Annotated in this window: 28 protein-coding genes; 24 read left to right on the top strand and 4 right to left on the bottom strand. The window is 36.8% G+C overall.

Annotated features, from left to right (window positions below):
* Positions 1-5: 5 nt before the first annotated feature.
* Positions 6-1550, bottom strand: coding sequence for a PglZ domain-containing protein (locus LV704_RS18705; protein WP_163422162.1), 1545 nt, complete (start codon positions 1548-1550; stop codon positions 6-8).
* 36 nt (positions 1551-1586) lie between these two features.
* Here LV704_RS18705 and LV704_RS18700 point away from each other — a divergent pair, with 36 nt between their 5' ends.
* The 22 genes from LV704_RS18700 (at position 1587) to hisIE (ending at position 21189) form a co-directional block, all read left to right on the top strand.
* Positions 1587-2813 carry an HD domain-containing protein gene (locus LV704_RS18700; protein ID WP_163422163.1) on the top strand — a complete coding sequence of 409 codons (1227 nt, stop codon included), beginning with the start codon at positions 1587-1589 and terminating at the stop codon, positions 2811-2813.
* Positions 2814-2836: 23 nt separating this feature from the next.
* Positions 2837-3862, top strand: coding sequence for a UDP-3-O-(3-hydroxymyristoyl)glucosamine N-acyltransferase (gene lpxD, locus LV704_RS18695; RefSeq protein ID WP_163422164.1), 1026 nt, complete (start codon positions 2837-2839; stop codon positions 3860-3862).
* Positions 3855-5243 (top strand): bifunctional UDP-3-O-[3-hydroxymyristoyl] N-acetylglucosamine deacetylase/3-hydroxyacyl-ACP dehydratase, encoded by a 1389-nt coding sequence (locus LV704_RS18690; RefSeq protein WP_163422165.1) that lies wholly within the window; start codon positions 3855-3857, stop codon positions 5241-5243. The genes lpxD (LV704_RS18695) and LV704_RS18690 overlap by 8 nt, the downstream gene beginning before the upstream one ends.
* Positions 5244-5250: 7 nt before the next feature.
* The gene (gene lpxA, locus LV704_RS18685) at positions 5251-6036 is read left to right on the top strand and encodes an acyl-ACP--UDP-N-acetylglucosamine O-acyltransferase (protein WP_163422166.1); all 786 of its coding nucleotides are present in this window, start codon (positions 5251-5253) and stop codon (positions 6034-6036) included.
* Between the two features lie 5 nt (positions 6037-6041).
* A complete protein-coding gene (efp, locus tag LV704_RS18680) occupies positions 6042-6608 on the top strand; it encodes an elongation factor P (RefSeq protein WP_163422167.1) in 567 nt (188 codons plus the stop codon).
* Positions 6609-6613: 5 nt separating this feature from the next.
* Positions 6614-7555, top strand: coding sequence for a UDP-3-O-(3-hydroxymyristoyl)glucosamine N-acyltransferase (gene lpxD / locus LV704_RS18675; RefSeq protein ID WP_163422168.1), 942 nt, complete (start codon positions 6614-6616; stop codon positions 7553-7555).
* A 59-nt stretch (positions 7556-7614) separates the two neighbouring features.
* Complete coding sequence (sucD, locus tag LV704_RS18670) at positions 7615-8487, top strand: succinate--CoA ligase subunit alpha (RefSeq protein WP_163422169.1); 873 nt, start codon at positions 7615-7617, stop codon at positions 8485-8487.
* A 110-nt stretch (positions 8488-8597) separates the two neighbouring features.
* On the top strand, positions 8598-9344 hold the full coding sequence (gene fabG / locus LV704_RS18665) for a 3-oxoacyl-[acyl-carrier-protein] reductase (protein WP_163422170.1): 747 nt from the start codon (positions 8598-8600) through the stop codon (positions 9342-9344).
* A gap of 5 nt (positions 9345-9349) precedes the next feature.
* The gene (locus LV704_RS18660; RefSeq protein ID WP_163422171.1) at positions 9350-11383 is read left to right on the top strand and encodes a VWA domain-containing protein; all 2034 of its coding nucleotides are present in this window, start codon (positions 9350-9352) and stop codon (positions 11381-11383) included.
* Positions 11384-11393: 10 nt separating this feature from the next.
* Positions 11394-12209, top strand: coding sequence for a prohibitin family protein (locus tag LV704_RS18655; RefSeq protein ID WP_163422172.1), 816 nt, complete (start codon positions 11394-11396; stop codon positions 12207-12209).
* 201 nt (positions 12210-12410) lie between these two features.
* Positions 12411-13268 carry an ATP phosphoribosyltransferase gene (gene hisG / locus LV704_RS18650; RefSeq protein ID WP_163422173.1) on the top strand — a complete coding sequence of 286 codons (858 nt, stop codon included), beginning with the start codon at positions 12411-12413 and terminating at the stop codon, positions 13266-13268.
* A gap of 1 nt (position 13269) precedes the next feature.
* Complete coding sequence (locus LV704_RS18645) at positions 13270-13689, top strand: GNAT family N-acetyltransferase (RefSeq protein WP_163422174.1); 420 nt, start codon at positions 13270-13272, stop codon at positions 13687-13689.
* Positions 13690-13695: 6 nt separating this feature from the next.
* Positions 13696-14985, top strand: a complete 1290-nt coding sequence (gene hisD / locus LV704_RS18640) for a histidinol dehydrogenase (RefSeq protein ID WP_163422175.1) — start codon at positions 13696-13698, stop codon at positions 14983-14985.
* A 5-nt stretch (positions 14986-14990) separates the two neighbouring features.
* The gene (hisC, locus tag LV704_RS18635) at positions 14991-16070 is read left to right on the top strand and encodes a histidinol-phosphate transaminase (RefSeq protein ID WP_370636037.1); all 1080 of its coding nucleotides are present in this window, start codon (positions 14991-14993) and stop codon (positions 16068-16070) included.
* Entirely contained in the window at positions 16070-17206 is a 1137-nt protein-coding gene (gene hisB, locus LV704_RS18630; protein ID WP_163422176.1) for a bifunctional histidinol-phosphatase/imidazoleglycerol-phosphate dehydratase HisB, read from the top strand. The genes hisC and hisB overlap by 1 nt, the downstream gene beginning before the upstream one ends.
* The gene (gene hisH / locus LV704_RS18625; RefSeq protein WP_163422177.1) at positions 17207-17788 is read left to right on the top strand and encodes an imidazole glycerol phosphate synthase subunit HisH; all 582 of its coding nucleotides are present in this window, start codon (positions 17207-17209) and stop codon (positions 17786-17788) included.
* Positions 17788-18204: a GNAT family N-acetyltransferase gene (locus LV704_RS18620; protein ID WP_163422178.1), complete on the top strand. Its 417-nt coding sequence runs from the start codon at positions 17788-17790 to the stop codon at positions 18202-18204. The genes hisH and LV704_RS18620 overlap by 1 nt, the downstream gene beginning before the upstream one ends.
* A complete protein-coding gene (locus LV704_RS18615) occupies positions 18205-18984 on the top strand; it encodes a HisA/HisF-related TIM barrel protein (protein WP_163422179.1) in 780 nt (259 codons plus the stop codon).
* On the top strand, positions 18977-19486 hold the full coding sequence (locus tag LV704_RS18610) for a DinB family protein (RefSeq protein ID WP_163422180.1): 510 nt from the start codon (positions 18977-18979) through the stop codon (positions 19484-19486). The genes LV704_RS18615 and LV704_RS18610 overlap by 8 nt, the downstream gene beginning before the upstream one ends.
* Before the next feature lie 32 nt (positions 19487-19518).
* Positions 19519-19797 (top strand): GIY-YIG nuclease family protein, encoded by a 279-nt coding sequence (locus LV704_RS18605; RefSeq protein WP_163422181.1) that lies wholly within the window; start codon positions 19519-19521, stop codon positions 19795-19797.
* A 40-nt stretch (positions 19798-19837) separates the two neighbouring features.
* Positions 19838-20593: an imidazole glycerol phosphate synthase subunit HisF gene (hisF, locus tag LV704_RS18600; RefSeq protein WP_163422182.1), complete on the top strand. Its 756-nt coding sequence runs from the start codon at positions 19838-19840 to the stop codon at positions 20591-20593.
* Positions 20590-21189: a bifunctional phosphoribosyl-AMP cyclohydrolase/phosphoribosyl-ATP diphosphatase HisIE gene (gene hisIE, locus LV704_RS18595; RefSeq protein ID WP_163422183.1), complete on the top strand. Its 600-nt coding sequence runs from the start codon at positions 20590-20592 to the stop codon at positions 21187-21189. The genes hisF and hisIE overlap by 4 nt, the downstream gene beginning before the upstream one ends.
* An 8-nt stretch (positions 21190-21197) precedes the next feature.
* On the opposite strand, the gene LV704_RS18590 is transcribed toward hisIE, so the two are convergent.
* Both LV704_RS18590 and LV704_RS18585 read right to left on the bottom strand, forming a co-directional pair.
* Complete coding sequence (locus LV704_RS18590) at positions 21198-21878, bottom strand: hypothetical protein (RefSeq protein WP_163422184.1); 681 nt, start codon at positions 21876-21878, stop codon at positions 21198-21200.
* Positions 21879-21999: 121 nt separating this feature from the next.
* Complete coding sequence (locus tag LV704_RS18585; RefSeq protein ID WP_163422185.1) at positions 22000-22818, bottom strand: DUF1853 family protein; 819 nt, start codon at positions 22816-22818, stop codon at positions 22000-22002.
* A 65-nt stretch (positions 22819-22883) separates the two neighbouring features.
* Here LV704_RS18585 and LV704_RS18580 point away from each other — a divergent pair, with 65 nt between their 5' ends.
* Together LV704_RS18580 and LV704_RS18575 are read left to right on the top strand one after the other, a co-directional pair.
* On the top strand, positions 22884-24035 hold the full coding sequence (locus tag LV704_RS18580) for a VWA domain-containing protein (RefSeq protein ID WP_163422186.1): 1152 nt from the start codon (positions 22884-22886) through the stop codon (positions 24033-24035).
* A 12-nt stretch (positions 24036-24047) separates the two neighbouring features.
* Complete coding sequence (locus LV704_RS18575; RefSeq protein ID WP_163422187.1) at positions 24048-25517, top strand: magnesium chelatase; 1470 nt, start codon at positions 24048-24050, stop codon at positions 25515-25517.
* A gap of 9 nt (positions 25518-25526) precedes the next feature.
* On the opposite strand, the gene LV704_RS18570 is transcribed toward LV704_RS18575, so the two are convergent.
* A complete protein-coding gene (locus LV704_RS18570) occupies positions 25527-26009 on the bottom strand; it encodes a hypothetical protein (protein ID WP_163422188.1) in 483 nt (160 codons plus the stop codon).
* Between the last annotated feature and the right edge of the window lie 122 nt (positions 26010-26131).

Below are 26131 nucleotides of genomic sequence, written 5' to 3'. Positions count from 1 at the left end.
GTATTCTATTTTGGGTCCAAAACTACAAAAGGAACAATGATTTCCTCTAATGATACACCACCATGTTGATATGTGTTTCTGTAATAACCCACATAATGGTTGTAGTTGTTTGGATACGCGAAAAACAAATCATTTTTGGCAAAAATATAGCAGCTGCTTAAATTGATATTTGGTAAATGGATGCTCTGCGGGTTTTTGGTGGCGAGTACATCTTTGTCCTCATACGTAAGGCTTCTTCCCGTTTTATACCTTAGATTAAGGCTGGTTTCTCTATCGCCGATTACCTTGGAGGGTTGTTTTACATTAATGGTTCCATGGTCCGTGGTTAAGACCAATTTCATTCCCATATTCTGTGCTTGTTGAATTATTTCTAACAACGGTGAATTCTTAAACCAACTTAAAGTTAGAGAGCGATATGCTTTGTCATTAGAAGCTAATTCTTTAATGACTTCCATCTCTGTTTTGGAGTGGGAAAGCATGTCCACAAAATTATATACTAATACAGTTAGGTCATTATCCTTCTGAGATTTAAAGTTTTGTACCAACTGCTTACCTTGACGAAGGCTACTGATTTTATGATATTCCCATTTTAGGTTTAACCCCAATCGTTTTAGTTGGGCTCCTAAAAATTCTGCTTCATACAAATTTTTGCCACCCTCATCCGTATCGTTTTTCCACCAGTTTGGATGTTGTTTTTCCATATCCAAAGGCATCAGGCCAGAGAAAATTGCATTTCTGGCATATTGCGTTGCCGTTGGAAGAATGCTATAATAGGAACCTTCTTGTTTTTTCTTATAATGAACTGCTAGTGTTTCTTCAAAAGCCACCCATTGATCATATCGTAAATTATCAATTACAACTAATAACGTCTTGTTCCCATCCAGTTCTGGTTGAATCTTTTTTCTGAAAAGGGTATGGGACATAACCGGACCATCGCCGTCCTTAAACCAATCACCATAGTTCTTGTCCACAAATTTGCTGAACTGAGAATTGGCTTCAACCTTTTGAGATTCCAAAATTTCAAACATTCCAGAATCCTCAATTTCTTCTAACTGAAGTTCCCAGTAAATAAGTTTTTTATAAAGTTCTGCCCATTCTTCATGGCTGTTGACCATGGACAGGTCCATAGCTATTTTTCGAAACTCCTGTTGATAGTTTGAAGTAGTCTTTTCTGAAACCAAACGAGAATTATCCAAACTCTTTTTTAAGGATAGTAATATTTGATTTGGATTTACGGGCTTAATAAGGTAGTCAGCAATTTTAGAGCCTATCGCCTCATCCATAATATATTCTTCCTCACTTTTAGTAATCATTACCACGGGTATGGAAGCATCATGTTTTTTAATTTCTGTCAAGGTTTCCAAACCAGAAAGCCCAGGCATATTTTCATCTAAAAATACAATATCAAAAAAGGTGTTTTTTATTTCTTCCAATGCATCTTGACCACTTTGACTGGTAACTACTTTATAGTTTTTGTTTTCAAGAAAAAGGATATGAGGTTTTAACAGATCGATCTCGTCATCGACCCATAGAATGGTGATCTTGTTCATATAGTAGTTATCTTTGTGTAATTAAAACAAACTTCCTTGGCTCAAACCAATAAGCTTAAAGTCTTTAACGATCCAATTTACGGTTTTATTGGAACTCCAAATGAACTTATTTTTAGTCTAATAGCTCATCCATACTTTCAAAGATTGCGAAGGATTTCGCAAATGGGCATGTCTTATCTGGTTTACCCCGGTGCGCACCATACAAGATTTCATCATGCGCTTGGGAGTATGCATCTGATGACCAAAGCAATACAGATCCTCAAATGGAAAAATATTGAGATTAGCCCAGATGAAGAAACAGGCTTGCTTTGTGCTATTTTATTGCATGATATTGGACACGGTCCCTTTTCCCATGCACTGGAAGGGTTTGTAATTCCAAATTTAAGCCATGAAGAAATCTCTTTGGAGTTTATGAAGGAACTGAACAGGGAATTCAATAGTGGTTTAGATACGGCAATCGCCATCTTTAAAGGAGAGTACCCCAAGCCATTTATGAACCAATTGGTGTCTAGCCAATTAGATATGGACAGATTGGATTATTTGAAAAGGGACAGTTTTTATTCTGGAGTGACCGAAGGAAACATAAATTCTGAAAGACTTATTTCTATGTTGAATGTTGTTGATGGGCATTTGGTAGTGGAGGAAAAGGGAATCTATGCAGTGGAGAAGTTTTTAATGGCCCGTAGATTTATGTATTGGCAAGTTTACCTTCATAAAACAGGGCTGGTTGCAGAACAGTTACTAGTTCGTATCATGCGCCGTTCTCGCGAACTTTTAGAAATGGGAAAAGAATTGGAAGGAAGTCAGGCCTTTCTATTTTTTCTTGGCAAGAATACTGCTATCAACTTTAGTTCTCAAATGTTGGAGAAATTTGCACAATTAGATGACATTGATATTATGAGTGCCATAAAATCATGGCAGTTTCATGATGATTTTGTGCTTTCTAGAATGTGTAAAATGCTTCTCAACAGAACTTTGTTAAATGTAAAGATTAAGAATAAGCCTATTGATTCACAAAAACTTGAGGAAAAACTTAATGACGTAGTTCAGAACCATGGTATTACAAAGGAAGAAGCTGAATATTTTGTGTTTGGGGGAGAGATTACAAATAAAGCTTACAGTGAAAACCATCAAACCATAAATATTCTAAAGAAAAGCGGAAAGGTCACAGATGTTTTGAAGGAATCCGACCAACTTAGCTTGAAAGCACTTTCCAAAACGGTGACAAAATATTATAGCTGCTATCCAAAAGAACCTGTTTAACAAATTTTGTTACTTTTGCTGAAATGAAATTTACCGCCACCCAAATTGCCGGAATTTTAGAGGGAGAAGTTGAGGGAAATCCTCAGATTGCTGTACACAAACTATCTAAAATAGAAGAAGGAGAAAAAGGTTCTCTTACGTTTTTGGCAAACCCAAAATACACTTCTTTTATTTATTCCACTAAAGCTTCTATAACTATCGTAAACAAGGATTTTGTTCCTGAACAAGATTTGTCGACTACCTTAATAAAGGTAGAAGATGCGTATAAGTCCTTTTCCAAATTGTTGGAATATTACAATCAGGTGAAGAATAATAAGGTAGGTATTGAAACACCAGCTTTTGTTTCAGAAAGTGTTGTGTATGGTGATGGGTTTTACCTTGGAGCCTTTTCTTATTTAGGAGATAACGTGGAGATAGGAAAGAATGTGAAGATTTACCCGAATGTATATATTGGTGACAACGTTACCATAGGGGATAACGTGATGGTCTTTGCCGGCTCAAAAATATATTCAGAATCTATTGTAGGTGATAATTGTGTGATTCATAGTGGAGCAATTATCGGAGCAGATGGCTTCGGATTTACTCCAAACGAAAAAGGAGAATATAGCAAAGTCCCCCAGACGGGAAACGTTGTTTTAGAAGATAACGTTGACGTTGGAGCTGGTACAACTATAGATAGGGCCACATTGGGTTCAACTGTACTTAGAAAAGGTGTAAAGTTGGATAATCAAATCCAAATTGCACATAATGTTGAAATTGGAGAACATACAGCTATTGCCGCCCAAACGGGGATTGCGGGTTCTACCAAAATTGGCAAACATTGCCTTATTGGCGGGCAAGTGGGTATCGTGGGGCATATTACCATAGGTGATAGAGTGAGAATACAGGCCCAATCAGGAATTGGCAGAAATGTGAAGGACGATGAAGTGCTTCAAGGGTCGCCAGCATTAAACTATGGCGATTACAATAAATCATACGTACATTTTAAAAATTTACCAAAGCTGGTAAATTCAATCACCAACCTTGAAAAAAAAGCTGAAGGTGAATAAACAATGCACAATAAAAAATAAAGTAACACTAGAGGGAGTAGGGTTACATACAGGGGAGAATGTCACCATGACTTTTGTTCCAGCAAAAGTAAATCATGGATTTGCCTTTAAAAGAGTTGATCTTGAAGGAGAACCCATTATTGAAGCTGATGCAAATTACGTTGTTAATACACAACGTGGCACCAACCTGGAAAAGAATGGGGTTAAAATTCAAACTTCAGAACATGTTCTGGCTGCTTTGGTAGGTCTTGGCATTGATAACGTTGTTATTGAATTGAATGCACCGGAACCACCAATTATGGATGGTTCTTCAAAGTTTTTTGTTAAAGCTCTGGAAGAAGCTGGAATTGTGGAGCAAGAACAAGACCGCGAAGAATACGTTGTAAAAGATGTTATTTCTTATAAAGATGAGGCCACGGGCAGTGAGATTACCGTAATCCCTTCAAATCAGTATCAAATCACTACAATGGTTGATTTTGGCACTAAGGTTTTGGGTACTCAAAATGCTAATTTGGAAAAAATTGCAGACTTTAAAGAGGAAATTGCAGATGCTCGTACTTTTAGTTTCCTACATGAGTTGGAAATGCTATTGGAACATGGCTTGATTAAAGGCGGTGATCTTAATAACGCTATTGTTTATGTGGACAAGGAAATATCTGAATCCACTATGAAAAAATTGGAAAAGGCTTTTGATAAAAAGAAATTGTCTGTAAAACCAAATGGGATACTGGATAATTTGACACTACATTACCCCAATGAAGCTGCACGTCATAAATTGTTGGATGTGGTTGGAGATTTAGCACTTGCTGGAACCAGGATTAGAGGAAAGGTTATCGCTAATAAACCAGGACATTATGTAAATACCCAATTTGCAAAAAAGCTTAAAAAAATTATTAAGCAAGAAAGAAGAAACTATGTTCCGGAAGTAGATTTGCATGCTACACCGGTCAAGGATATTACTCAGATAATGCAAATGTTACCTCATAGGCCACCTTTCTTGTTGGTCGATAAGATTCTGGAGTTATCAGAAGAGCATGTAATAGGCATGAAGAATGTCACCATGAATGAACCCTTTTTTGTTGGGCATTTTCCTGGAGCACCCGTAATGCCTGGAGTATTACAATTAGAGGCAATGGCGCAAACAGGAGGCATATTGGTGTTGAGCACTGTGCCAGACCCTGAAAATTATCTGACCTATCTTTTGAAGATAGATAATGTAAAATACAAACAACAGGTTGTACCTGGAGATACGCTTATTTTTAAACTGGATTTAATGACTCCTATAAGAAGAGGTATTTGTCAAATGCAAGCTAGAGCATATGCTAATGGCAAGTTGGTTTCAGAAGCAGAAATAATGGCTCAAATTATAAAAGTAAAATAAGACTAGAATGAATCAACCCCTCGCTTACGTACATCCTGGTGCTAAGATTGCCAAGAATGTTGTCATAGAACCTTTTACTACGATTCATAATAATGTGACCATTGGTGAAGGGACATGGATTGGCTCCAATGTCACCATAATGGAAGGTGCTCGTATTGGAAAAAATTGCAATATTTTTCCTGGAGCAGTTATTTCTGCAACACCTCAAGATTTAAAATACCAAGGAGAAGAAACTACTGTACATATTGGCAACAATACCACTATTCGTGAATGTGCTACCATAAACAAAGGTACTTCTGACCGTATGAAAACGGTAATAGGAAACAATTGTTTAATAATGGCCTATTGTCATGTTGCCCATGATTGCTTTGTAGGTGATGGTTCTATTTTTAGCAACAATTCCACATTGGCGGGACATGTGACCATAGGGAAGAATGTGGTTTTAGCGGGCATGGTCGCAGTACATCAATTCGTTTCAATTGGCAATCATGCATTTGTTACCGGAGGTTCGTTGGTAAGAAAAGATGTGCCCCCATTTGTAAAAGCAGCAAGAGAACCTCTTTCTTATGTTGGTATCAATTCAATAGGGTTGCGCAGAAGAGGATTTGAGGCGCATAAAATTAGAGAGGTTCAAAATATTTACCGAATACTTTATCAAAGAAATTATAACAATTCCCAAGCTGCCTCTATAATAGAAGCAGAAATGGAAGCAACTCCTGAACGTGATGAAATCCTTCAATTTATAAGAGATTCACAAAGAGGAATTATGAAAGGATATTTCAGTTCAAATTAAAATTTATGGCAAGTACTTCAGATATAAGAAAAGGGTTGTGTATTAAATACAACCATGATATTTTTAAAATTGTTGAATTTCTCCACGTAAAACCAGGTAAAGGACCTGCTTTTGTCAGAACTAAGCTTAAAAGTGTGACTACCGGAAAGGTAATAGACAACACCTTTTCAGCTGGTCATAAAATTGATGATGTAAGAGTTGAAACTCGCTCTTATCAATATCTGTATGCAGAAGGGGACACTTTTCATTTTATGAATACCGATGACTATAACCAAATTACGTTAGAGAAAAGTTCATTGGACGCCCCTGACTTATTAAAAGAAGGTCAAGTAGTCACCATTTTGTTTAACACAGAAGATAGCATGCCACTTTCTGTTGATATGCCAGCTAGTGTTATATTGGAAGTGACACATACCGAACCTGGTGTTAAGGGAAATACAGCCACTAATGCAACTAAACCTGCCACTGTGGAAACCGGCGCAAGAATCAACGTACCTCTTTTTATTAACGAAGGAGACAAGATAAAAGTTGATACAGAAAAAGGCGCTTACATGGAAAGGGTAAAAGAATAGCCTGAATGAAATTCCCTAGAACTTATACTTTAAGAGAAATATCAGAAATAATTAATACTGAGTTTGTTGGATATTCAGATTTCCCAGTGCATGGTATGAATGAAATCCATGTAGTGGAGCAAGGTGATATCGTTTTTGTAGATCATCCGAAGTATTATGACAAAGCGCTGGAATCTAAGGCATCTGTAGTTCTCATCAACAAAAAAGTTGAATGCCCAGAGGGAAAAGCTCTTTTAATTTCTGATGATCCATTTAGAGATTTCAATAAGCTTACTCATTTTTTTAAACCTTTTAAAAGTGCTTCCAGTTCAATAGCAGAAACAGCAGAAATTGGAGACGGTACTATAATTCAACCCAACACCTTTATTGGCAATCACGTAAAAATCGGAAAGAACTGTGTTATCCATGCCAATGTTTCCATTTATGATAATTGTGTTATTGGTGATAATGTTACCATTCACAGTGGAACGGTGCTTGGAGCGGATGCTTTTTATTATAAAAATAGACCTGAAGGGTTCGACAAGTTACTTTCTGGAGGAAGAGTTATTATAGAGGATAATGTAGATATAGGTGCGTCTTGCACCATTGATAGGGGAGTCACAGGAGACACCACCATAAAACATGGGTCTAAATTAGACAATCAGATACAAATTGGACATGATACCGTAATAGGTCAAAAATGTCTGATTGCTTCCCATACGGGAATAGCTGGCTGTGTAGTTGTTGAAGATGAGGTAACCCTTTGGGGACAAGTTGGAGTAATTAGTGGAATTACCATTGGCAAGGGAGCAGTGGTGTATGCACAATCCGGTATTGCGGAAAGTTTGGAAGGTGGAAAAACTTATTTTGGTAGCCCGGCAACAAATGCTAGGGCAAAAATGAAAGAATTGGCAACTATAAAAAACCTTCCTTCATTACTTAAGAATGCCAAAAGAAATAGCAAATAAATTACTTTAAATATTATGGACAAAACCATACTTTTGTCCAGCGTAATAATCAGAAAAATATGAGTGTTCTAGTAAATAAAGATTCAAAAATAATTGTTCAAGGTTTCACAGGTAGCGAAGGAACTTTCCATGCAGGTCAGATGATTGAGTATGGAACCAATGTTGTAGGTGGTGTTACTCCAGGAAAAGGCGGACAAGAGCACTTGGAAAGACCTGTTTTTAATACCGTTGAAGATGCTGTTAGAGAAGTAGGAGCTGATACAACTATTATTTTTGTGCCACCAGCTTTTGCAGCAGACGCTATAATGGAAGCTGCCAGTGCTGGAATTAAGGTGATTATTACAATCACAGAAGGAATTCCAGTTGCCGACATGGTGAAGGCAAATGACTATATCAAGAATATGGACTGTACGCTGGTTGGTCCTAACTGTCCAGGTGTTATTACTCCGGGTGAAGCAAAAGTAGGTATCATGCCTGGTTTTGTTTTCAAAAAAGGACACGTTGGTATTGTTTCTAAATCAGGAACGTTGACATATGAAGCTGCAGATCAAGTAGTACGACAGGGATTAGGAATTACTACCGCTATTGGAATTGGTGGAGATCCAATTATTGGGACAACAACAAAAGAAGCCGTAGAACTTTTAATAAATGACCCAGAGACAGAATGTGTGGTTATGATTGGTGAGATTGGAGGTCAATTGGAAGCAGATGCAGCCAAATGGTATAAAGAAAGTGGAAGTAAAAAACCTATTGTTGGTTTTATTGCAGGTGAGACTGCTCCTGCAGGTAGAACAATGGGGCATGCAGGCGCTATTGTTGGGGGGAGCGATGATACCGCTCAGGCTAAAAAACGAATCATGAGTGAATGCGGTATCCATGTAGTAGATTCACCAGCAGAGATAGGCGTTAAAGTAAAAGAAGTGATTGGATAACCAATCGTTAAAACTATTGTAAATCCCGTGTAATGCGGGATTTTTTTTCGTCAATACGTAAAACAAAAACTATATTTGATTATCAACCAGACTACTAAATTTTGAATATTATGAAACTTTTGGAGGGCAAAAATGTAATCATTACTGGAGCAAGTAGAGGAATAGGAAAAGGAATAGCACAAGTATTTGGACAACATGGAGCTAATGTGGCTTTTACCTACAGTTCTAGCGAAGCACCGGCTTTAGAGCTGGAAAAAGAACTTTCTGATATGGGAGTTAAAGCCAAAGCATACAAAAGTAATGCAGCAAGTTTTTCGGAATCAGAAGAATTGGTGGCAAAAGTACTGGAGGATTTTGATGGTATTGATGTACTTATAAATAATGCGGGAATCACTAAGGATAACCTGTTGATGAGAATGGGGGAGGACGATTTTGACAAGGTTATAGAAATCAATTTAAAATCTGTTTTCAACATGACCAAAGCCGTTCAGCGTACTATGCTGAAACAGCGTAAAGGGTCAATAATAAATATGAGCAGTGTAGTAGGTGTGAAAGGAAATGCAGGACAGGCCAACTATGCAGCATCTAAGGCAGGAATGATTGGGTTTACCAAATCAGTAGCATTGGAAATTGGATCAAGAAACATTCGTTGCAATGCCATTGCGCCAGGTTTTATTGAAACTGAAATGACTGATAAATTAGACGAAAAGACTGTTCAAGGATGGAGAGATGCCATTCCATTAAAGAGAGGTGGAAGTCCAGAAGATGTTGCCAACGCTTGTTTGTTCCTTGCTTCAGATTTATCTGGTTACGTTACAGGACAGGTTCTTAATGTTGATGGCGGTATGTTAACTTAAAATGAATGGAAATACGCACGGTACTTCTTATTATTTTGGCAGCAATTGTTGCCCTTGCCACCGTATTTTTCCAATATCTTTATAAAAACCCCAGAAAAGGTAATCTTAAAATTACTTTAGCAGGACTTAGATTCCTCTCATTATTCTGTGCTTTACTCTTATTGATTAATCCAAAATTTACAAGGCATGATTATTTTTTAGAGAAAGCCAATCTAATTGTTTTGGTGGATGATTCATCTTCCATGAAAGATGCTTCAGAAGAGAACTCAGTTGAAAGTCAAGTTCAAAAAGTCTTGGAAAATGAAGATTTAAAAGAACGCTTTTCTATTCAACAATATACTTTTGGAACTGCGATTCAGCAAACGGATTCATTGCGTTTAGATAAAAAAAATACAGATATTTCCAATGCACTTTCAACAGTTGATGAGATATTTGTGAATGGCACCAATTCAGTATTACTTTTTACTGATGGTAATCAGACCTTGGGAAAGGATTATGAGTATATTAACTTGGCCGCTGACTTATCGGTTAATCCCGTAGTAATTGGTGATACCACTTCTTATGAAGATGTTTCAATAGGGCGATTAAATGTTAACACCTATGCTTTCCTCAAAAACAAATTTCCTGTTGAAGCTACTATTCTTTATAAAGGATCAAGGTCCGTCTCAAGAACAGTGACCATATCATTGGATGGAAAATCAGTTTACAGAGAGAATGTTGAACTGAGCAAAAACAGGAGCAGCCAGACTATAAATACATTGTTAGTGGCAGAAAGTGTGGGAGTAAAGTCGATTAAAATAGATGTTCAACCTCTTGAAAACGAAAAGAACATCGCTAATAATAGCAAGGAATCGGCTATTGAAGTCATTGACGAGAAAACCAACGTTGCCATTATCTCAGATATTCTACATCCCGATATAGGAGCAATAAAAAAATCAATTGAAGCAAACGAACAGCGTTCTGTTACTATTTTAAAGCCTACAGTTTCAGTTGATAGGTTTAAGGATACAGATATTTTTATACTGTACCAGCCTGATCGTAGGTTTAGAAGTGTATATGAGTATCTTTCAAAAGTAAGAGCGAATACTTTTACCATTACAGGAACGAAAACAGATTGGGGTTTTTTAAATCAAGTGCAACAAAGCTTCTTTAAAGAAAATTTTAATCAGAATGAAGAAATAATACCAGTCCTTAACAATGCCTTTTCCATTTTTGGACTTGGAGATTTCAACGTTGTTGACTTTCCACCTTTGCAAAATAATTTAGGGGATATAGATCTCAAGAAAAATGGAGAGACAATTCTATTTCAACAGATTAGGGGAGTAGATTTAGACAAGCCCTTGTTTACCATTATTGCTGAGAACCTGCAAAAAGAAGCAGTCCTGTTCGGAGAGAATATTTGGAAATGGCGGGCTCAAGTTTATAGAAATAGCAAAAGCTTCAAGGAGTTTGATGACTTTATTGGCAAGCTGATGGTTTACTTGGCCAGTGATAATCAAAAGAGTAGACTGGAATTGGACTTTGACCTAGTATTTGAGGATTCCAGTATTGCTAAGGTTAGGGCCTCCTATTTTGACGAAAGCTATAATTTTGATTCAAATTCCAATATCAGTATAAAAATTGATGGAAAACAAAATGACTTTTCTAGAGAAGCTCCAATGTTGTTAAAAGGTTCCTTTTTTGAAATTGATCTGAGTGATTTGGATGCTGGCGAATATGATTTTACAGTTACTGTGGAGGGAGAAAATCAAAAACGCTCGGGGGCTTTTAAAATCTTAGATTTTGATCCTGAAAAACAAAGCATATCTTCAAATTATGGCAAGCTTGAAAAGTTAGCGGATAAGACAAACGGAGATATTTACTTTCCCACTGATATAGATTTGTTGATAAAGAATCTATCTAGTGCCGAACAGTATGTGCCAATACAAAAGAGCAAGCAAAATGTCGTATCTTTAATCGATTTTCGAGTCTTACTCGGAATAATTGTTTTGACCCTCTCATTGGAGTGGTTTATCAGAAAATTTAACGGATTAATATAAAATAAAATTCATGGATAGATTACCAAAGATTGCATTACCAGTAATAGCAATCATAATTTTTGTAGTTATTTTAGTTTCTAAATCAGCCATTACCATTGGTTCTGGTGAAGCAGGTGTGCTTTATAAAACTTTTGGTGGCGGTGTAGTAACTGATCAACCAGCTTTAGGAGAAGGTTTTCACTTGGTTGCCCCTTGGAACAGGGTTTATGTTTATGAAGTAAGGCAACAAGAGGTATTTGAAAAAATGCAGGTTCTTTCTTCTAATGGATTGGAAATAAAACTGGATGCTTCTGCATGGTTTCAACCAAAATATGAAGATTTAGGGAAGTTGCACCAAGAAAAAGGCGAGTCTTATGTGGAGCGTGTACTGCTTCCTACCATTCGTTCCGCGGCAAGAAGTGTTGTTGGGCGTTATACTCCAGAGCAATTGTATTCTAGTAAAAGAGATGCTATTCAGCAAGAAATTTTTGAGGAAACCAAGAAAATTGTGGATGGGCAATACATTCAATTAAATGAAGTCCTTGTAAGGGATGTTACGTTGCCACCTACGATTAAAGAAGCTATAGAACGTAAGCTAAAGCAAGAACAAGAATCTTTGGAATATGAATTTAGATTGGTAACAGCTTCCAAGGAAGCGGAAAAGGTTCGTATTGAAGCCCAAGGAAAGGCAGACGCCAACCGTATTTTAAGTGCCTCCCTAACGGATAAAATACTTCAGGACAAAGGAATAGATGCTACTTTAGAGCTTTCAAAATCTCCAAATTCAAAAGTTGTTATTGTTGGTAGTGGTGACTCTGGTTTACCATTGATTTTAGGAAATAACTAAATAACTCTTTTTTGATATAAAAATATATTCTACTTTTGAAATCGAAATGAGAAATAAAAACACACATCATCACCATTTTTATACTTGCACTCAGGCGAGATAGAAATGTATTGTTGTTTTTAAAATATATTCTAACCCGTTTGAGAAATCAAACGGGTTTTGTTTTTGTGCCTGTTTGGTTTCCGAACAAAATTTAAAGTAATGACTAAAATTAGAATTGCTGTTCAAAAAAGTGGACGTTTAAACGAAGATTCCTTAAAGCTTTTAAAAGATTGCGGAATTTCCATAGATAATGGTAAGGATCAACTAAAGGCTACGGCACGCAACTTTCCTTTAGAGGTGTTATATCTTAGAAATGGTGATATTCCTCAATATCTGCGAGATGGTGTAGTTGATATTGCTATCCTAGGAGAAAACGTTTTGGTAGAAAAAGGAGCGGACATTACCATAGCTGAAAAACTAAATTTTTCAAAATGCAGAGTCTGTTTGGCCGTACCTAAAGCTGTAACATATAATTCCGTTCAGGATTTAGAAGGTAAACGTATTGCTACTTCCTACCCAAATACGGTCAATGATTATTTAAAGTCAAAAGGAGTGACCGCTGATCTGCATATTATCAATGGGTCGGTTGAGATAGCACCCAATATTGGTTTAGCGGATGGTATTTGCGATATTGTTTCCAGTGGAAGCACCCTCTTTAAAAACAATTTGAAAGAAGTTGAAGTAATTTTAAAAAGCGAAGCAGTATTGGCTGTATCGCCAAAGATTTCTGAAGAACGGAAAGAGATTTTAGAAAAGCTTCGATTTAGGATTAAATCAGTATTGCAAGGAAGGCAAAACAAGTATGTATTGTTAAATGCGCCCAATGATAAACTAGATAAGATTGTTGCTTTATTACCTGGAATGCGAAGTCCAACGGTTTTGCCATTGGCTGAAGAAGGTTGGAGTTCAGTACATACCGTAATTAAGAAGGACACTTTTTGGGAGGTTATAGACGAATTAAAGTTGGCTGGAGCAGAAGGGATTTTGGTTTGTCCAATTGAAAAAATGGTGTTGTAACATGTATACTATAATATTCATAGAAGAAAAGGACAAAGAAGTTATTATTCCGTTTTTGAACAACCTTGACCCTTCTATTCCTATTGAAATTTTGAATGAAAGATTGATAGAAATGTTTTCAAATGGGTATCAATGTATAGGCATTTATGAAGGCTCCAAGCTTATTGGTATTTCTGGTTTGTGGGTATTGACCAAATATTACATTGGAAAACATGTTGAACCTGATAATGTTTTTATACTACCTGAATATCAAGGAAAGGGTATAGGGAAACAACTGATGGAATGGATTTTCAATTATGCTAAATCCATTGGCTGTAAAGGTTCAGAGCTTAATTGTTATACAAAGAACGAATCTGGTCAAAAATTTTGGGAAAGTCAAGGCTATCAAATGGTAGGGTACCACTATCAAAAAAGATTCTGAAAAGCTATGCAGAAAATTGTTTATCCAAATAAAGAAAAATGGAAAGCGCTATTAAGAAGGCCTACACAAACTGTTTCTGATATTGAAGAAACCGTTACTCGGATTTTTGAAGAAATAAAAGCTCTGGGGGATTCCGCGGTCAGGGATTATACGGAAAAGTTTGATAAAGCCCGCTTGGAGTCTTTTTTAGTATCGAAAGAAGAAATTGAAAAAGCTTCCAACCAAGTTCCAGAAGAATTGAAGCAAGCTATTTCTTTAGCAAAGAGTAATATTGAAAGATTTCATACTGTTCAAAAGACCGAAAAGGTAGCGTTAGAAACAATGCCGGGGGTTTCTTGCTGGCAAGAGAAAAGACCCATTCAAAAAGTTGGGTTGTATATTCCAGGAGGCACGGCACCCCTATTTTCTACAATTTTAATGTTGGCAGTTCCGGCCAAGATTGCCGGTTGCAAAGAGATTGTGCTATGCACGCCTCCAAATGATAGAGGAGAAATAGATTCAACAATTTTATATACTGCTAATCTTTGCGGAGTTACCCAAATATTTAAAGTAGGGGGAATACAAGCTGTTGCTGGGATGACATTCGGAACAGAAAGTATTCCCAGTGTTTATAAAATATTTGGTCCAGGCAATCAGTATGTAACGGTTGCTAAGCAATTGGCCACAAAATATGGAGTTGCTATAGACATGCCAGCAGGCCCAAGCGAGTTATTGGTAGCTGCAGATGATACAGCCAACGCTTCTTTTGTGGCTTCAGATCTATTGAGTCAAGCTGAACACGGGGCAGATAGTCAAGTAATTTTGGTTTCTACCTCAGAAAGACTATTGGATAATGTGGCTTTAGAGATAGAAAATCAGATAAAGGCACTTCCGCGTATGGTTATAGCAGAAAAAGCTATTAAAAACAGTAAGCTTATTTTAATAGAAAACGATGAGAAGGCAATCGATTTGATTAATGTATACGCCCCTGAACACTATATTGTCTGTGTAGAAAATGAGAAGTTCTACATAGAGAATACGTTCAATGCGGGTTCAGTATTTATAGGAAACTATACTCCTGAAAGTGCTGGGGATTATGCTTCTGGCACCAATCATACGTTACCAACAAATGGTTATGCCAGACAATATAGTGGTGTAAATTTGGATAGCTTCATGAAGAGTATGACGTTTCAGAAAATAACGGAACAAGGTATTTTGGGTATAGGCAATGCAATTGAGTTAATGGCGGAAGCGGAGGGGTTGCAGGCACATAAAAATGCAGTAACACTTCGATTAAAAAGTTTAAAAGAAGATTAAATGTCATGTCGAACGGAGTCGAGACATCTGTGCAAATGAAAACAGGATTTAAGTTAGAAAAGCTAGTTCGGGAAACTGTAAAAGGTTTAAGACCCTATTCGTCCGCGAGAGATGAGTACGTTTCGGATGGTTCCAAAATGATTTTTTTGGATGCCAATGAGAATCCTTTTGAAAATGGTCTAAATCGATATCCGGACCCACAGCAGCGAAGTCTTAAAACACTTTTAGCGGAACAAAGAGAGGTTCTTGAAAAGAATATCCTATTAGGTAATGGTAGTGATGAAGTTTTAGATTTGATTTTTAGAGCTTTCTGCGAACCAATTCAAGATAACATTATCACTTTACCGCCAACATATGGTATGTACAAAGTACTTTCCGGAATCAATGCTATTGAGAACAGAGAAATTTTGTTGACCTCTGATTTTGAGCCAGATGTATCTCAAATTCTAAAGCGAGTGGATGAAAATTCTAAAGTTATTTTTATCTGTTCTCCAAACAACCCTACGGGCAATGCTTTTCAAAAGAAGCATATTGAAGAATTACTGAATAATTTCCATGGTTTGGTAGTTGTGGATGAAGCATATATAGATTTCTCAGAAAGCGAGAGTTGGATTTTCAGTTTACCCAAGTATCCAAACCTGATAGTCATCCAAACATTGTCAAAAGCTTATGGTATGGCAGGTATTCGACTGGGGATGTGCTATGCATCTGCAGAAATTATTGAAGTGTTGAACAAAATAAAACCTCCATACAACGTAAACCAGCTTACACAGTATCAGGCGCTTAAAAGAGTATTGGATGATACCATGGTTCAAGAGGAGGTTCAACAAATAGTGCGGGAACGTAAAACCTTGGTAAACGCACTCAATGAGTTAAATTTTGTGTATAAGGTTTATCCTTCGGATTCAAATTTTGTGCTGGTCAAAGTGGACGATGCTGATAAAAGATACCAAGAGCTATTGGAAGCCCAAATTGTTGTGCGTAACAGGAGTAATCAGCCTTTGTGTGAAAACACATTGCGATTTACAATAGGTACTCCAGAAGAAAACAAAATATTGATTGCTATATTAAAAGAACTAGAATAATGGCCAAAAAAGTACTTTTTATAGATAGGGACGGAACCATCATCAGAGAGACAGCTGATGAGCAAATAGATGCATTTGAAAAAATGATTTTCTACCCAAAAGTATTCACCTACTTAGGTAAAATTGCCAAAGAGCTGGATTACGAATTGGTTATGATTACCAATCAGGACGGTCTGGGCACGGACATTTTTCCTGAGGAAACTTTTTGGCCTGTGCACAATTTCATTATGAAATCCTTTGAAAATGAGGGAGTAGTTTTTAATGAAGTTTTTATAGACAGGACGTTTCCCAAAGATAATGCAGATACAAGAAAACCTGGCACGGGGCTGCTGACGCAATACTTTACAGAACATTATGATTTAAAGAATTCTTTTGTTCTTGGGGATAGGCTTACGGATATGGAACTGGCCAAAAATCTAGGAGCAAAAGGTATCTTCATTAATGACGACACCAACTTGGGGACTGGGGAAATTACAGTGAAACGCGAAGAATTGGATGCTCATATAGCTTTAGAAAGTAACGATTGGGAGAAAATCTATGAATATTTGAAATTGGAAAATAGGACTGCAGAGATTTCCAGAAAAACCAATGAAACTGATATCCAAATTCAACTAAATCTAGATGGGACTGGAAAAAGCAATATAGATACTGGCTTAGCATTTTTTGATCATATGTTAGATCAATTGGCAAGACATGGTCAAATGGATTTGGAAATAAAAGTTGACGGTGATTTGCAAGTAGACGAACATCACACCATTGAAGACACCGCAATTGCTCTTGGAGAAGTGTTTTCAAATGCTCTTGGAGATAAACTGGGCATAGAACGTTATGGTTTCTCTTTGCCAATGGATGATTGCTTGGCCCAAGTTGCTATAGACTTTGGCGGACGTAATTGGTTGGTTTGGGATGCGGATTTCAAACGTGAAAAAGTAGGGGACATGCCAACCGAAATGTTTCAACACTTTTTTAAGTCATTTACAGACGGCGCTAAGGCCAACCTAAATATAAAAGTGGAAGGAACAAACGAGCACCACAAAATTGAAGCAATTTTTAAGGCATTTGCCAAATCAATTAAAATGGCGGTAAAGCGGGATGTTGAAAAGATGGTATTACCATCTACTAAAGGAGTGCTATAGATGAAAATAGTAATAATCAATTATGGTGCGGGGAATATTCAGAGTATCAAATTTGCCGTACAACGTTTGGGCTATGATGCTATTTTAAGTGATAATGTTGAGGAAATTCAAAATGCGGATAAAGTTATTTTTCCGGGAGTAGGCGAGGCAAGTTCTGCCATGTTGAAACTACAGGCTAGTGGCTTAGAAAAGACGATAACAATGCTAAAGCAACCTGTGTTGGGCATTTGTTTGGGAATGCAACTAATGTGTAATTTTTCTGAAGAAGGTGACACGCAAGGGCTGGGGATTTTCGATTTGAACGTAATAAAGTTTCCAAAATCTGTTAAAGTGCCTCAAATAGGATGGAATCAAATAAGTAATTTGAAATCGGATTTGTTTAAAAACATTCCAGAAAACTCCCATATCTATTTGGTGCACAGTTATCATGCGCCAATTGGTGATGAAACAATTGCAGAATCAGAATATGCCTTCGCATATAGTGCAGCTTTGCAGAAAGACAATTTTTATGGAACACAATTCCACCCTGAAAAAAGTAGTGACGTAGGAGCACAGATTTTGAAAAACTTTTTAGAACTATAATGAGTGCTGATTTTTATATATCGACTGAGAAATCAAAAATGGATGTTCCATTGATTCATAGATATCTTTCTGAAGAATCTTATTGGGCCAAAGGAAGAAGTGAGGAGTTGGTGGTTAAATCGATGGAGAATGCGCTGTGTTTTGGTGTTTTTGCCAAAGATGGGAGACAGGTTGCATTTGCACGTATTGCAACGGACTTTGTGGTTTTTGCTTGGTTAATGGATGTATTTGTGGTAGAACAGTATCAAGGAAAAGGAATCGGAAAAATGCTTTTGGATTATATTTTTAATTACCCGGAATTACAAAATGTAAATGGAATGGGATTACGCACCAATGATGCCCACTCACTTTATACGACTTATGGTTTTGAATCCATTCCCAATCCTGAAACATGGATGTTTAAAAAGAAGAACTAAATGCGAATAATTCCAGCAATAGATATTATTGACGGTAAGTGTGTCAGGTTATCAAAAGGCGATTATGACACCAAAAAGGTATACAATGAAAATCCATTGGAAGTTGCCATGCAATTCGAGGCTCATGGAATAGAGCATTTGCATTTGGTTGATTTGGATGGTGCAAAATCTAAACACATTGTCAACCATAAAGTGTTGGAAAGTATCGCAACCAAAACGAATTTGAAAATTGATTTTGGCGGTGGATTAAAAACCGATGAAGATTTACATATTGCTTTTGAAAGCGGAGCAAATCAAATTACGGGAGGCAGCATTGCGGTAAAGAATAAACAAACCTTTTTGGGCTGGTTGGTAAAGTATGGGGCGGCAAAAATTATATTGGGTGCTGATGCCAAAGATGAAAAAGTATCGATTTCAGGATGGCTGGAAGACTCTGATAAAGAGTTAATTCCATTTATTCAATCCTATCAAAAAAAAGGAGTTAAATACATTATTTGTACAGATATCAGTAAAGATGGAATGTTGGAAGGCCCATCATTTGACCTTTATAAAAAGATTTTGTCCAAGACTATGAAAATTGAAACTTCGGTGACCGGAAGTGGAGTTGAAGATACAGAAGTTGTTGGCATCAATTTGATTGCCAGCGGAGGTATTTCTAGTTTTGAAGAATTGCCAAAGCTCGCGGAAATTGGCTGTGAAGGAACCATTATAGGCAAAGCCATTTATGAAAACAGAATAAGTTTGAAGCAGTTGGAACACTATATTTTGGAAAATGGATAAGCAACTACGAAATGAGTTAGTCATCAATGCCAATTATCGGATGGATGAGAGTTTAAGAATGATAAAAATTTGCTTGGACAAATTATCAGAAAATGTCATATGGCAGAAACCTAACGAAACAACAAATAGTATTGGGAATTTAATCTTGCATTTATGTGGTAATATTACCCAATACGGGATTGCTTCGCTCAGGGGTTTAGAGGACAATCGCAATAGGGGTGAGGAGTTTTCCATACTTTCTGGATACGCAAAGGATGAACTTTTTCAAAAGCTTGTTGACACTGTAGAGACTGCAAAAAAGACCATTTCGGAAGTTTCTACAGAAGAGCTACTGAAGAAAAGGTTGGTTCAAGGATTTGAATTTTCAGGTATAGGTAATATTGTTCACATTGTTGAGCATTTGTCCTACCATACAGGACAAATAGCTTTGTGGACCAAAATTTTGAATAACCAAGATCTAGGATTTTATGATGGAGTAGATCTCACTGTGAAAAATGAATAATGTCACCCTGAACTTGTTTCAGGGTCACAAAGATGCAACAGAGTTTTGTTTATATAATGACTAATAAGTATAGAACAACTTTTTACATTGGCGTTACTTCTGACTTGTCCCGAAGGGTTATTGAGCATAAATTGGGAGAAGGGTCAAAATTCACTAAGAAGTATAATTTAACTGATTTAGTCTATTTTAAAACATTTTTGGATATTAATCAAGCAATTGCTCGCGAGAAACAATTGAAGAATTGGCGTCACGATTGGAAATTGAATTTAATCAAGGAACATAACCCATCTTTGGAAACATTGGATTACTAAATTAATGAGACTCTGAAACAAGTTCAGAGCGACGAAAATTATGCTAACAAAAAGAATAATCCCTTGTTTGGACATTAAAAACGGACGTACTGTAAAAGGAATCAATTTTGTTGATTTGCGTGACGCTGGTGACCCTGTTGAACTTGCAGAAATCTATGCTCAAGAAGGAGCGGATGAGCTAGTGTTCTTGGATATTTCGGCTACAGAAGAGCGACGAAAAACCTTGGCAGATTTGGTATATCACGTTGCAGAAAAGGTGAATATACCCTTTACTGTTGGAGGGGGAATCTCATCTGTTGCCGATGTTGATATGCTGCTTCAAAATGGGGCAGATAAGGTCTCCATTAATTCTTCTGCGGTAAAAAGACCTGAGTTGATCAACGAGCTAGTGGCTAAGTTTGGTTCGCAGTGCATCGTGGTTGCTATTGATGCCAAACAAATCGATGGAAGCTGGAAAGTGCATTTGGTTGGCGGAAAAGTACCTACTGAAATTGATTTGTTTGAATGGGCCAAGGAAGTTGAAGAACGTGGGGCAGGGGAGATATTATTTACTTCAATGGATCATGATGGAACAAAAAATGGATTTGCAAACAAAGCTTTGGCTAAATTGTCAGATATGGTCAATATTCCAATTATTGCTTCAGGCGGAGCAGGAGCTGTCTCACATTTTACAGATACCTTTATTGATGGAAAAGCCGACGCTGCATTGGCAGCGAGTATTTTTCATTTTAAGGAAATCGAAATAAAAGATTTAAAAAAAGAACTAAAGAAAGAGGGAATCCCTATTAGAATATGAAAGTAGACTTCACCAAAAATACAGATGGATTGGTTCCAGTAATTGTCCAAGATGCTCAAACAAAGAATGTCTTAATGTTAGGATATATGAATCAAGAAGCACTAACAGTAACTCAAGCTACCAAAAAAGTGACCTTCTTTAGTCGAAGTAAAAATCGGCTTTGGACAAAAGGGGAGGAGAGTGGAAACTTCTTAAGACTTGTAAGCATAAAAAACGATTGTGATCATGATGCTTTGCTCGTAACCGTGAATCCAGAAGGCCCAACGTGCCATAAAGGAACAGATACTTGTTGGGCAGAAGAAAATGCTCAAGGGTATGGGTTTCTTTCCACTTTAGAAGATATTATCACATCCCGTAAAGAAAATGCTGAAAACCCTGATAGCTATGTAGCGTCACTATTTAAGAAAGGAATAAACAAAATAGCTCAAAAAGTTGGGGAAGAAGCGGTGGAGACGGTTATTGAGGCTAAGGACAACAATGATGATCTTTTTCTAAATGAAAGTGCGGATCTATTGTTTCACTATCTGATTTTATTACAAGCTAAAGGATATAAGCTGAACGATATTGAAAAAGTTTTAATCGATAGGCACAAGTAGCTGTTGAATCATTCCTTTTCCGAAATGTTCTTCTTGTAACGATTTCTACCCATGTTGAAGACGCCAACTTTTACACCAATACCAGTAGAAAAACCATTTAATCTCTTAATGGGACTAGTGGCAAGATCTATTTTGTTTGTAAAACGATATTTGACACCTGCCTCTAATTGTATGTATCTGGAGATATTAAAAAGTACGTTTACCCCCGGTTCGGCTACATAAATGTTATTTACATTTTCAAATTCCGTGTCTATAAACTCCTCGCTAAAGTCGTCGCCATCTCCAGTGACATATCCTATTGCTCCAAAACCGATGAACAATGGTAACGATAAATTCAATCTTTTCTTACTAAAGAATATAGGTTCTAGATGTGCGCCCAAATAAGCCCCAATGAGCTTATTATCAATATCCACAACGGTAATGAACTCTTGATTGGACTGTAAAACATTTGCTGCCAGACCAACCTCAAATTTCCTATTAGCAACATATGCGAATTTAATACCAAGGCCATATGTTGGTATTCCTTTTAATTCTCCATAATGTCCTGTTAACCCCAAATAGACCCCGTGAACCACGTTCTTACGATCATTAAATTCAATGTAGTCCTTAGAATCCTCTTGTGCCTTCAATGATAAACCAAAGTGCAAGAATAATAGAATTAACAAAAGTCCAGTAGTGTTATTTAGCATAAATGAATGTTTGTATTTTGTTAAAGACAATTAAAATTTTGAAGGGTTGCATACAAACAAGATTAATTTACAAATATCAGGAATAGTAGGTGCTCTAAAACAAGTTTTTAAGTCATTCCTTTTACCACCAGACAACAAATAGTTTTTCAACAGTGCCATCAGATTTTTTCATCCAAAGCATGGGAGCACTTTCTTTTAGCATTCGTAAGTTCACTTCTAGAAGCGTTAGATAATGAGTGACATACTTTCTATTTAAACTTGGTGTTATTACCCATTCTCTTTTAAAAGGAATATAATATTCAGATGCCGTAAACCTTTCAGAATTAAAATCATTAAACCGAATCCATTTGCCTTCTACACAATTTTTGTTTAATGGTCGTATGGGAACAGAAGTATCTTCAAAAGGAATAAAAAGTTGGGATTTAAAGCAAGCTTGCTGTTTAACCGCATACGGTTTTACTTGTAATTTTTGCAACGTATCATTCAGCTCTGGAGCATATAACAATGGGAATTGTTTTTCCTTTAGCTTATCCAATTTGGTAAAGAACATATCCCGTTTGTTGGGTCCCATTAAACGATGAATAGGTTCTGATATTGTTGGATTGACAATGTAAAATTTGTAGGCCAATTCTATATGGTAAACTTGATTGGTTTCGCTGTTTCTAGCAATAAAATCGAGCTCACCCAATCTAATTCTATTCCTATCAACCAAGGCATTTTTTGCTATGATCTCCCAGTCTTCAGAAAATGAGATAAGTTGTTCAAAAACAGATTCCATTTGGTGGCCGAGCCGTAAACGTTCATTGATGGAATTCGACTCAAAATCTCCTAATTGCAGCGGTGGAAATTCAAATTGTTGAATGCCAAATTGTTCATTCGTCCAAAGTGGTGGCGTATGGTAAAAGCCAAAACATAATTCTTGTTCCATTGCTACAAACATAAACAGAAGCGTTAAGTTTTCATTAAAGCCGTGAAGGTAAAAGCAGAATGTGTTAATTTTATATAATGGCTATGAATACAAGAAAGGGATTTCGATTTACTACGTACGAAGCCCCTGAGCAAACTCCCTTTGAAAAGCTTTTTGAGATTTTTCAGGAATTGGTTACGCATACTTCTGGAGATGTGGAAGAGGCCCTCGATTGGCTTCGCGAATTGGACAAGGAATATGAGCTTACCGATGAAGATTATACTATTGATGATTTTATAGAGGATTTAAAGGCCAAAGGTTTTATCCGCGAAGAGTTTGATACAGATGCCGAGCAAGGAGAAGGAGAAGAAGGTGATGGCGGTGGAAGTCTGTCCATTACCGCCAAATTGGAACGTGCCTTACGTAAAAAGGCCTTAGAGCAAATTTTTGGTAAGTTAAAAAGAAGTGGTTCTGGAAATCATAAAACGGGAAAGTCTGGCAGGGGAGATGAGCATACAGGTGAGTTTAGAGAATATCGTTTTGGAGATTCGTTGGAACATATTTCTATGACCGAAAGTCTTAAAAATGCCCAGATTAATCATGGTCTGGATAGTTTTTCGCTGAGCGAAGAAGATTTGGTTGTAGAAGATACACAGTACAAAGCTCAAATGAGTACTGTATTGATGATTGATATTAGCCATAGTATGATTTTATATGGAGAAGACAGAATAACTCCGGCCAAAAAAGTGGCTATGGCACTTGCAGAGTTAATCACAACCCGATATCCTAAGGACACCCTGGATATTTTGGTCTTTGGGAATGATGCCTGGCCTATTCCAATAAAAGATTTGCCTTATTTAAAAGTGGGTCCTTACCATACCAATACCGTTGCTGGTCTTCAGTTGGCCATGGACATGCTCAGAAGAAAGCGGAATACCAACAAGCAAATTTTCATGATTACCGATGGAAAACCATCTTGTTTAAGGCTTCCTAATGGCGATTATTATAAAAATAGTGTTGGACTAGATGATTATATAGTAGAGAAGTGCTATGCCATGGCCCAACAGGCCAGAAAGCTGCACATTCCCATAACTACGTTTATGATTGCGCAGGACCCGTATCTCATGCAGTTTGTGCGAGAATTTACCCAAGCCAATAAAGGGAAAGCATTTTACACTGGATTAAAGGGGCTTGGTGAAATGATTTTTGAGGATTATGAACAAAATAGAAGAAAAAGAATTAAAGGATAGCACTTATACACGATGAAGCTAGATCACAATAAAATAAAAACCCTTGGGCAATTAAAAGCTTCTGGGTACGAGAGCAAAGGAATTAAGGATGAATTGCGAGAAAATCTATTAGAGAAAATCGCTAACGGAGAAGAAACTTTTCATGGAGTTTGGGGTTATGAAAATTCAGTAATACCGGAATTGGAGCGTGCCATTTTATCTCGGCACAATATCAATCTACTAGGGCTTCGTGGGCAGGCAAAGACTAGATTGGCTAGATTAATGGTGCAGTTATTGGATGAATGGATTCCAGTTATTGAAGGTTCTGAAGTCCATGATGATCCTTTTCAGCCAATTTCAAGATTTGCTACGGAGCTTATTAAGGAAAAAGGAGAAGAAACCCCTATCAGTTGGATTCATAGGGACGAACGATTCTATGAAAAATTGGCCACACCAGATGTTACTGTTGCTGATTTAATAGGGGACATAGATCCTATAAAGGCGGCAAACCTAAAACTTTCGTATGCGGATGATAGGGTCATCCATTTTGGAATGATACCAAGAGCAAACCGCTGCATTTTTGTTATAAATGAATTACCTGACCTTCAAGCAAGAATTCAAGTAGCGCTATTTAACATATTGCAAGAAGGTGATATACAAATTAGAGGTTTTAAATTAAGACTAGCTTTGGATCTACAATTTGTGTTCACCGCAAACCCAGAAGATTATACCAACAGAGGTAGTATAGTAACTCCATTGAAAGATAGAATTGGCTCCCAGATACTCACCCATTATCCTGAAAATATTACGATTGCCAAAAAAATAACAAAACAGGAGGCACAATTGGATAAAAGGCAATCAGAAAATATTTATGTTCCAGATATTGCAATGGATGTTTTGGAACAAATCAGTTTTGAGGCGCGCAAAAGTGAATATGTAGATGCAAAAAGTGGCGTGAGTGCACGAATGAGTATAACCGCTTTTGAGAATTTACTGAGTACTGCGGAACGACGAATGATGAAGTCGAATGAAAAGAACACTACCGTTCGTTTAAGTGATTTTATGGGGGTAATCCCATCTATAACCGGTAAGATTGAATTGGTTTACGAAGGAGAGCAAGAAGGTGCTGGGTCAGTAGCGGAAATACTTGTTGAAGACGCCATAAAATCTTTATTTCCTAATTACTTTCCAGAAATTTCCAAATTAGAACGTAAAGATGCTGAAACAGCCTATGATGATTTGATCCATTGGTTTTTTGATGGAGAAGGCTTTGAATTATTGGATGAAGATTCCGATAAAGAGTATCGTACAAAGTTAGATGTAGTGGTTCCTTTGAATGACCTGTTAGCGAAACACCAGCCAGAAGTTTCAAAAGAAGATTCTTATTTTATAAAGGAATTGTTGCTTTGGGGATTGGTTGCCCATAAGAAGCTCAGTAAACAAAGGTTTACGCAAGGATATCAGTTTAAGGACTTGTATGGAAGCTACATTAGAGGCTTGTAAACCATAAGATTACTGCCAAATGTTTAAATTGTCATTATAATTTTCAAAATTATATTTGCCAATAAATTGTTTTCTATGCCAGAAAGACATTAACGTAAACAATGTCAATAAGCAATATAAAACCAAAGTAATAGTACCAACAGGCATAAAAGTAACTGGCATAATATGCTCTTGGTACTCTGAAATACTACTTAACACTAAAGCACTATCATAAATTTTAAACAGATAGACAATCATTATTGCATACAACGCATATTCCAAATTACGCATTTTAGGATCGGGCAATTCGTCTTCTGTGATTTTAAACCAGATTACATACAGATACAAGAAATGCACAATACTTAATAGTGGGAAAATGTAATTGTCCGGTTTAAAAAAATAGAACTTATTGGTGTAGAGTCCGTAAAAGTTTAGGACAATTAAAGCAAGAAGTATTATTAATATAATAATGTTGTTTCTTCTCCATGTAAGCAAACTTGAAATTAGGTTCATAATCAATGAGATTTGGGATACTCAAAAGTTTCATTCAAAGAACGGGATTAACCATCAGGTTATTTTAAACAAATCGACTAACAGTAAATAATGCTCGTTCATCCGAAAAAACCACCATCCTG

It is taken from the genome of Flagellimonas sp. CMM7 (assembly GCF_021390195.1).
Taxonomy (GTDB): Bacteria; Bacteroidota; Bacteroidia; order Flavobacteriales; family Flavobacteriaceae; genus Flagellimonas.
The sequence above is the reverse complement of the archived record's forward strand: the minus strand, read 5'-3'. Positions and strand labels throughout refer to the sequence as shown.

Excerpts from the sequence above, each read along its gene's own strand:
- LV704_RS18705 (WP_163422162.1), bottom strand. The coding sequence starts at position 1,550 with ATGAACAAGATCACCATTCTATGGGTCGATGACGAGATCGATCTGTTA.
- lpxD (WP_163422164.1), top strand. The coding sequence starts at position 2,837 with ATGAAATTTACCGCCACCCAAATTGCCGGAATTTTAGAGGGAGAAGTT.
- lpxA (WP_163422166.1), top strand. The coding sequence starts at position 5,251 with ATGAATCAACCCCTCGCTTACGTACATCCTGGTGCTAAGATTGCCAAG.
- efp (WP_163422167.1), top strand. The coding sequence starts at position 6,042 with ATGGCAAGTACTTCAGATATAAGAAAAGGGTTGTGTATTAAATACAAC.
- lpxD (WP_163422168.1), top strand. The coding sequence starts at position 6,614 with ATGAAATTCCCTAGAACTTATACTTTAAGAGAAATATCAGAAATAATT.
- sucD (WP_163422169.1), top strand. The coding sequence starts at position 7,615 with ATGAGTGTTCTAGTAAATAAAGATTCAAAAATAATTGTTCAAGGTTTC.
- fabG (WP_163422170.1), top strand. The coding sequence starts at position 8,598 with ATGAAACTTTTGGAGGGCAAAAATGTAATCATTACTGGAGCAAGTAGA.
- LV704_RS18660 (WP_163422171.1), top strand. The coding sequence starts at position 9,350 with ATGGAAATACGCACGGTACTTCTTATTATTTTGGCAGCAATTGTTGCC.
- LV704_RS18655 (WP_163422172.1), top strand. The coding sequence starts at position 11,394 with ATGGATAGATTACCAAAGATTGCATTACCAGTAATAGCAATCATAATT.
- hisG (WP_163422173.1), top strand. The coding sequence starts at position 12,411 with ATGACTAAAATTAGAATTGCTGTTCAAAAAAGTGGACGTTTAAACGAA.
- LV704_RS18645 (WP_163422174.1), top strand. The coding sequence starts at position 13,270 with ATGTATACTATAATATTCATAGAAGAAAAGGACAAAGAAGTTATTATT.
- hisD (WP_163422175.1), top strand. The coding sequence starts at position 13,696 with ATGCAGAAAATTGTTTATCCAAATAAAGAAAAATGGAAAGCGCTATTA.
- hisC (WP_370636037.1), top strand. The coding sequence starts at position 14,991 with ATGTCGAACGGAGTCGAGACATCTGTGCAAATGAAAACAGGATTTAAG.
- hisB (WP_163422176.1), top strand. The coding sequence starts at position 16,070 with ATGGCCAAAAAAGTACTTTTTATAGATAGGGACGGAACCATCATCAGA.
- hisH (WP_163422177.1), top strand. The coding sequence starts at position 17,207 with ATGAAAATAGTAATAATCAATTATGGTGCGGGGAATATTCAGAGTATC.
- LV704_RS18620 (WP_163422178.1), top strand. The coding sequence starts at position 17,788 with ATGAGTGCTGATTTTTATATATCGACTGAGAAATCAAAAATGGATGTT.
- LV704_RS18615 (WP_163422179.1), top strand. The coding sequence starts at position 18,205 with ATGCGAATAATTCCAGCAATAGATATTATTGACGGTAAGTGTGTCAGG.
- LV704_RS18610 (WP_163422180.1), top strand. The coding sequence starts at position 18,977 with ATGGATAAGCAACTACGAAATGAGTTAGTCATCAATGCCAATTATCGG.
- LV704_RS18605 (WP_163422181.1), top strand. The coding sequence starts at position 19,519 with ATGCAACAGAGTTTTGTTTATATAATGACTAATAAGTATAGAACAACT.
- hisF (WP_163422182.1), top strand. The coding sequence starts at position 19,838 with ATGCTAACAAAAAGAATAATCCCTTGTTTGGACATTAAAAACGGACGT.
- hisIE (WP_163422183.1), top strand. The coding sequence starts at position 20,590 with ATGAAAGTAGACTTCACCAAAAATACAGATGGATTGGTTCCAGTAATT.
- LV704_RS18590 (WP_163422184.1), bottom strand. The coding sequence starts at position 21,878 with ATGCTAAATAACACTACTGGACTTTTGTTAATTCTATTATTCTTGCAC.
- LV704_RS18585 (WP_163422185.1), bottom strand. The coding sequence starts at position 22,818 with ATGTTTGTAGCAATGGAACAAGAATTATGTTTTGGCTTTTACCATACG.
- LV704_RS18580 (WP_163422186.1), top strand. The coding sequence starts at position 22,884 with ATGGCTATGAATACAAGAAAGGGATTTCGATTTACTACGTACGAAGCC.
- LV704_RS18575 (WP_163422187.1), top strand. The coding sequence starts at position 24,048 with ATGAAGCTAGATCACAATAAAATAAAAACCCTTGGGCAATTAAAAGCT.
- LV704_RS18570 (WP_163422188.1), bottom strand. The coding sequence starts at position 26,009 with ATGAACCTAATTTCAAGTTTGCTTACATGGAGAAGAAACAACATTATT.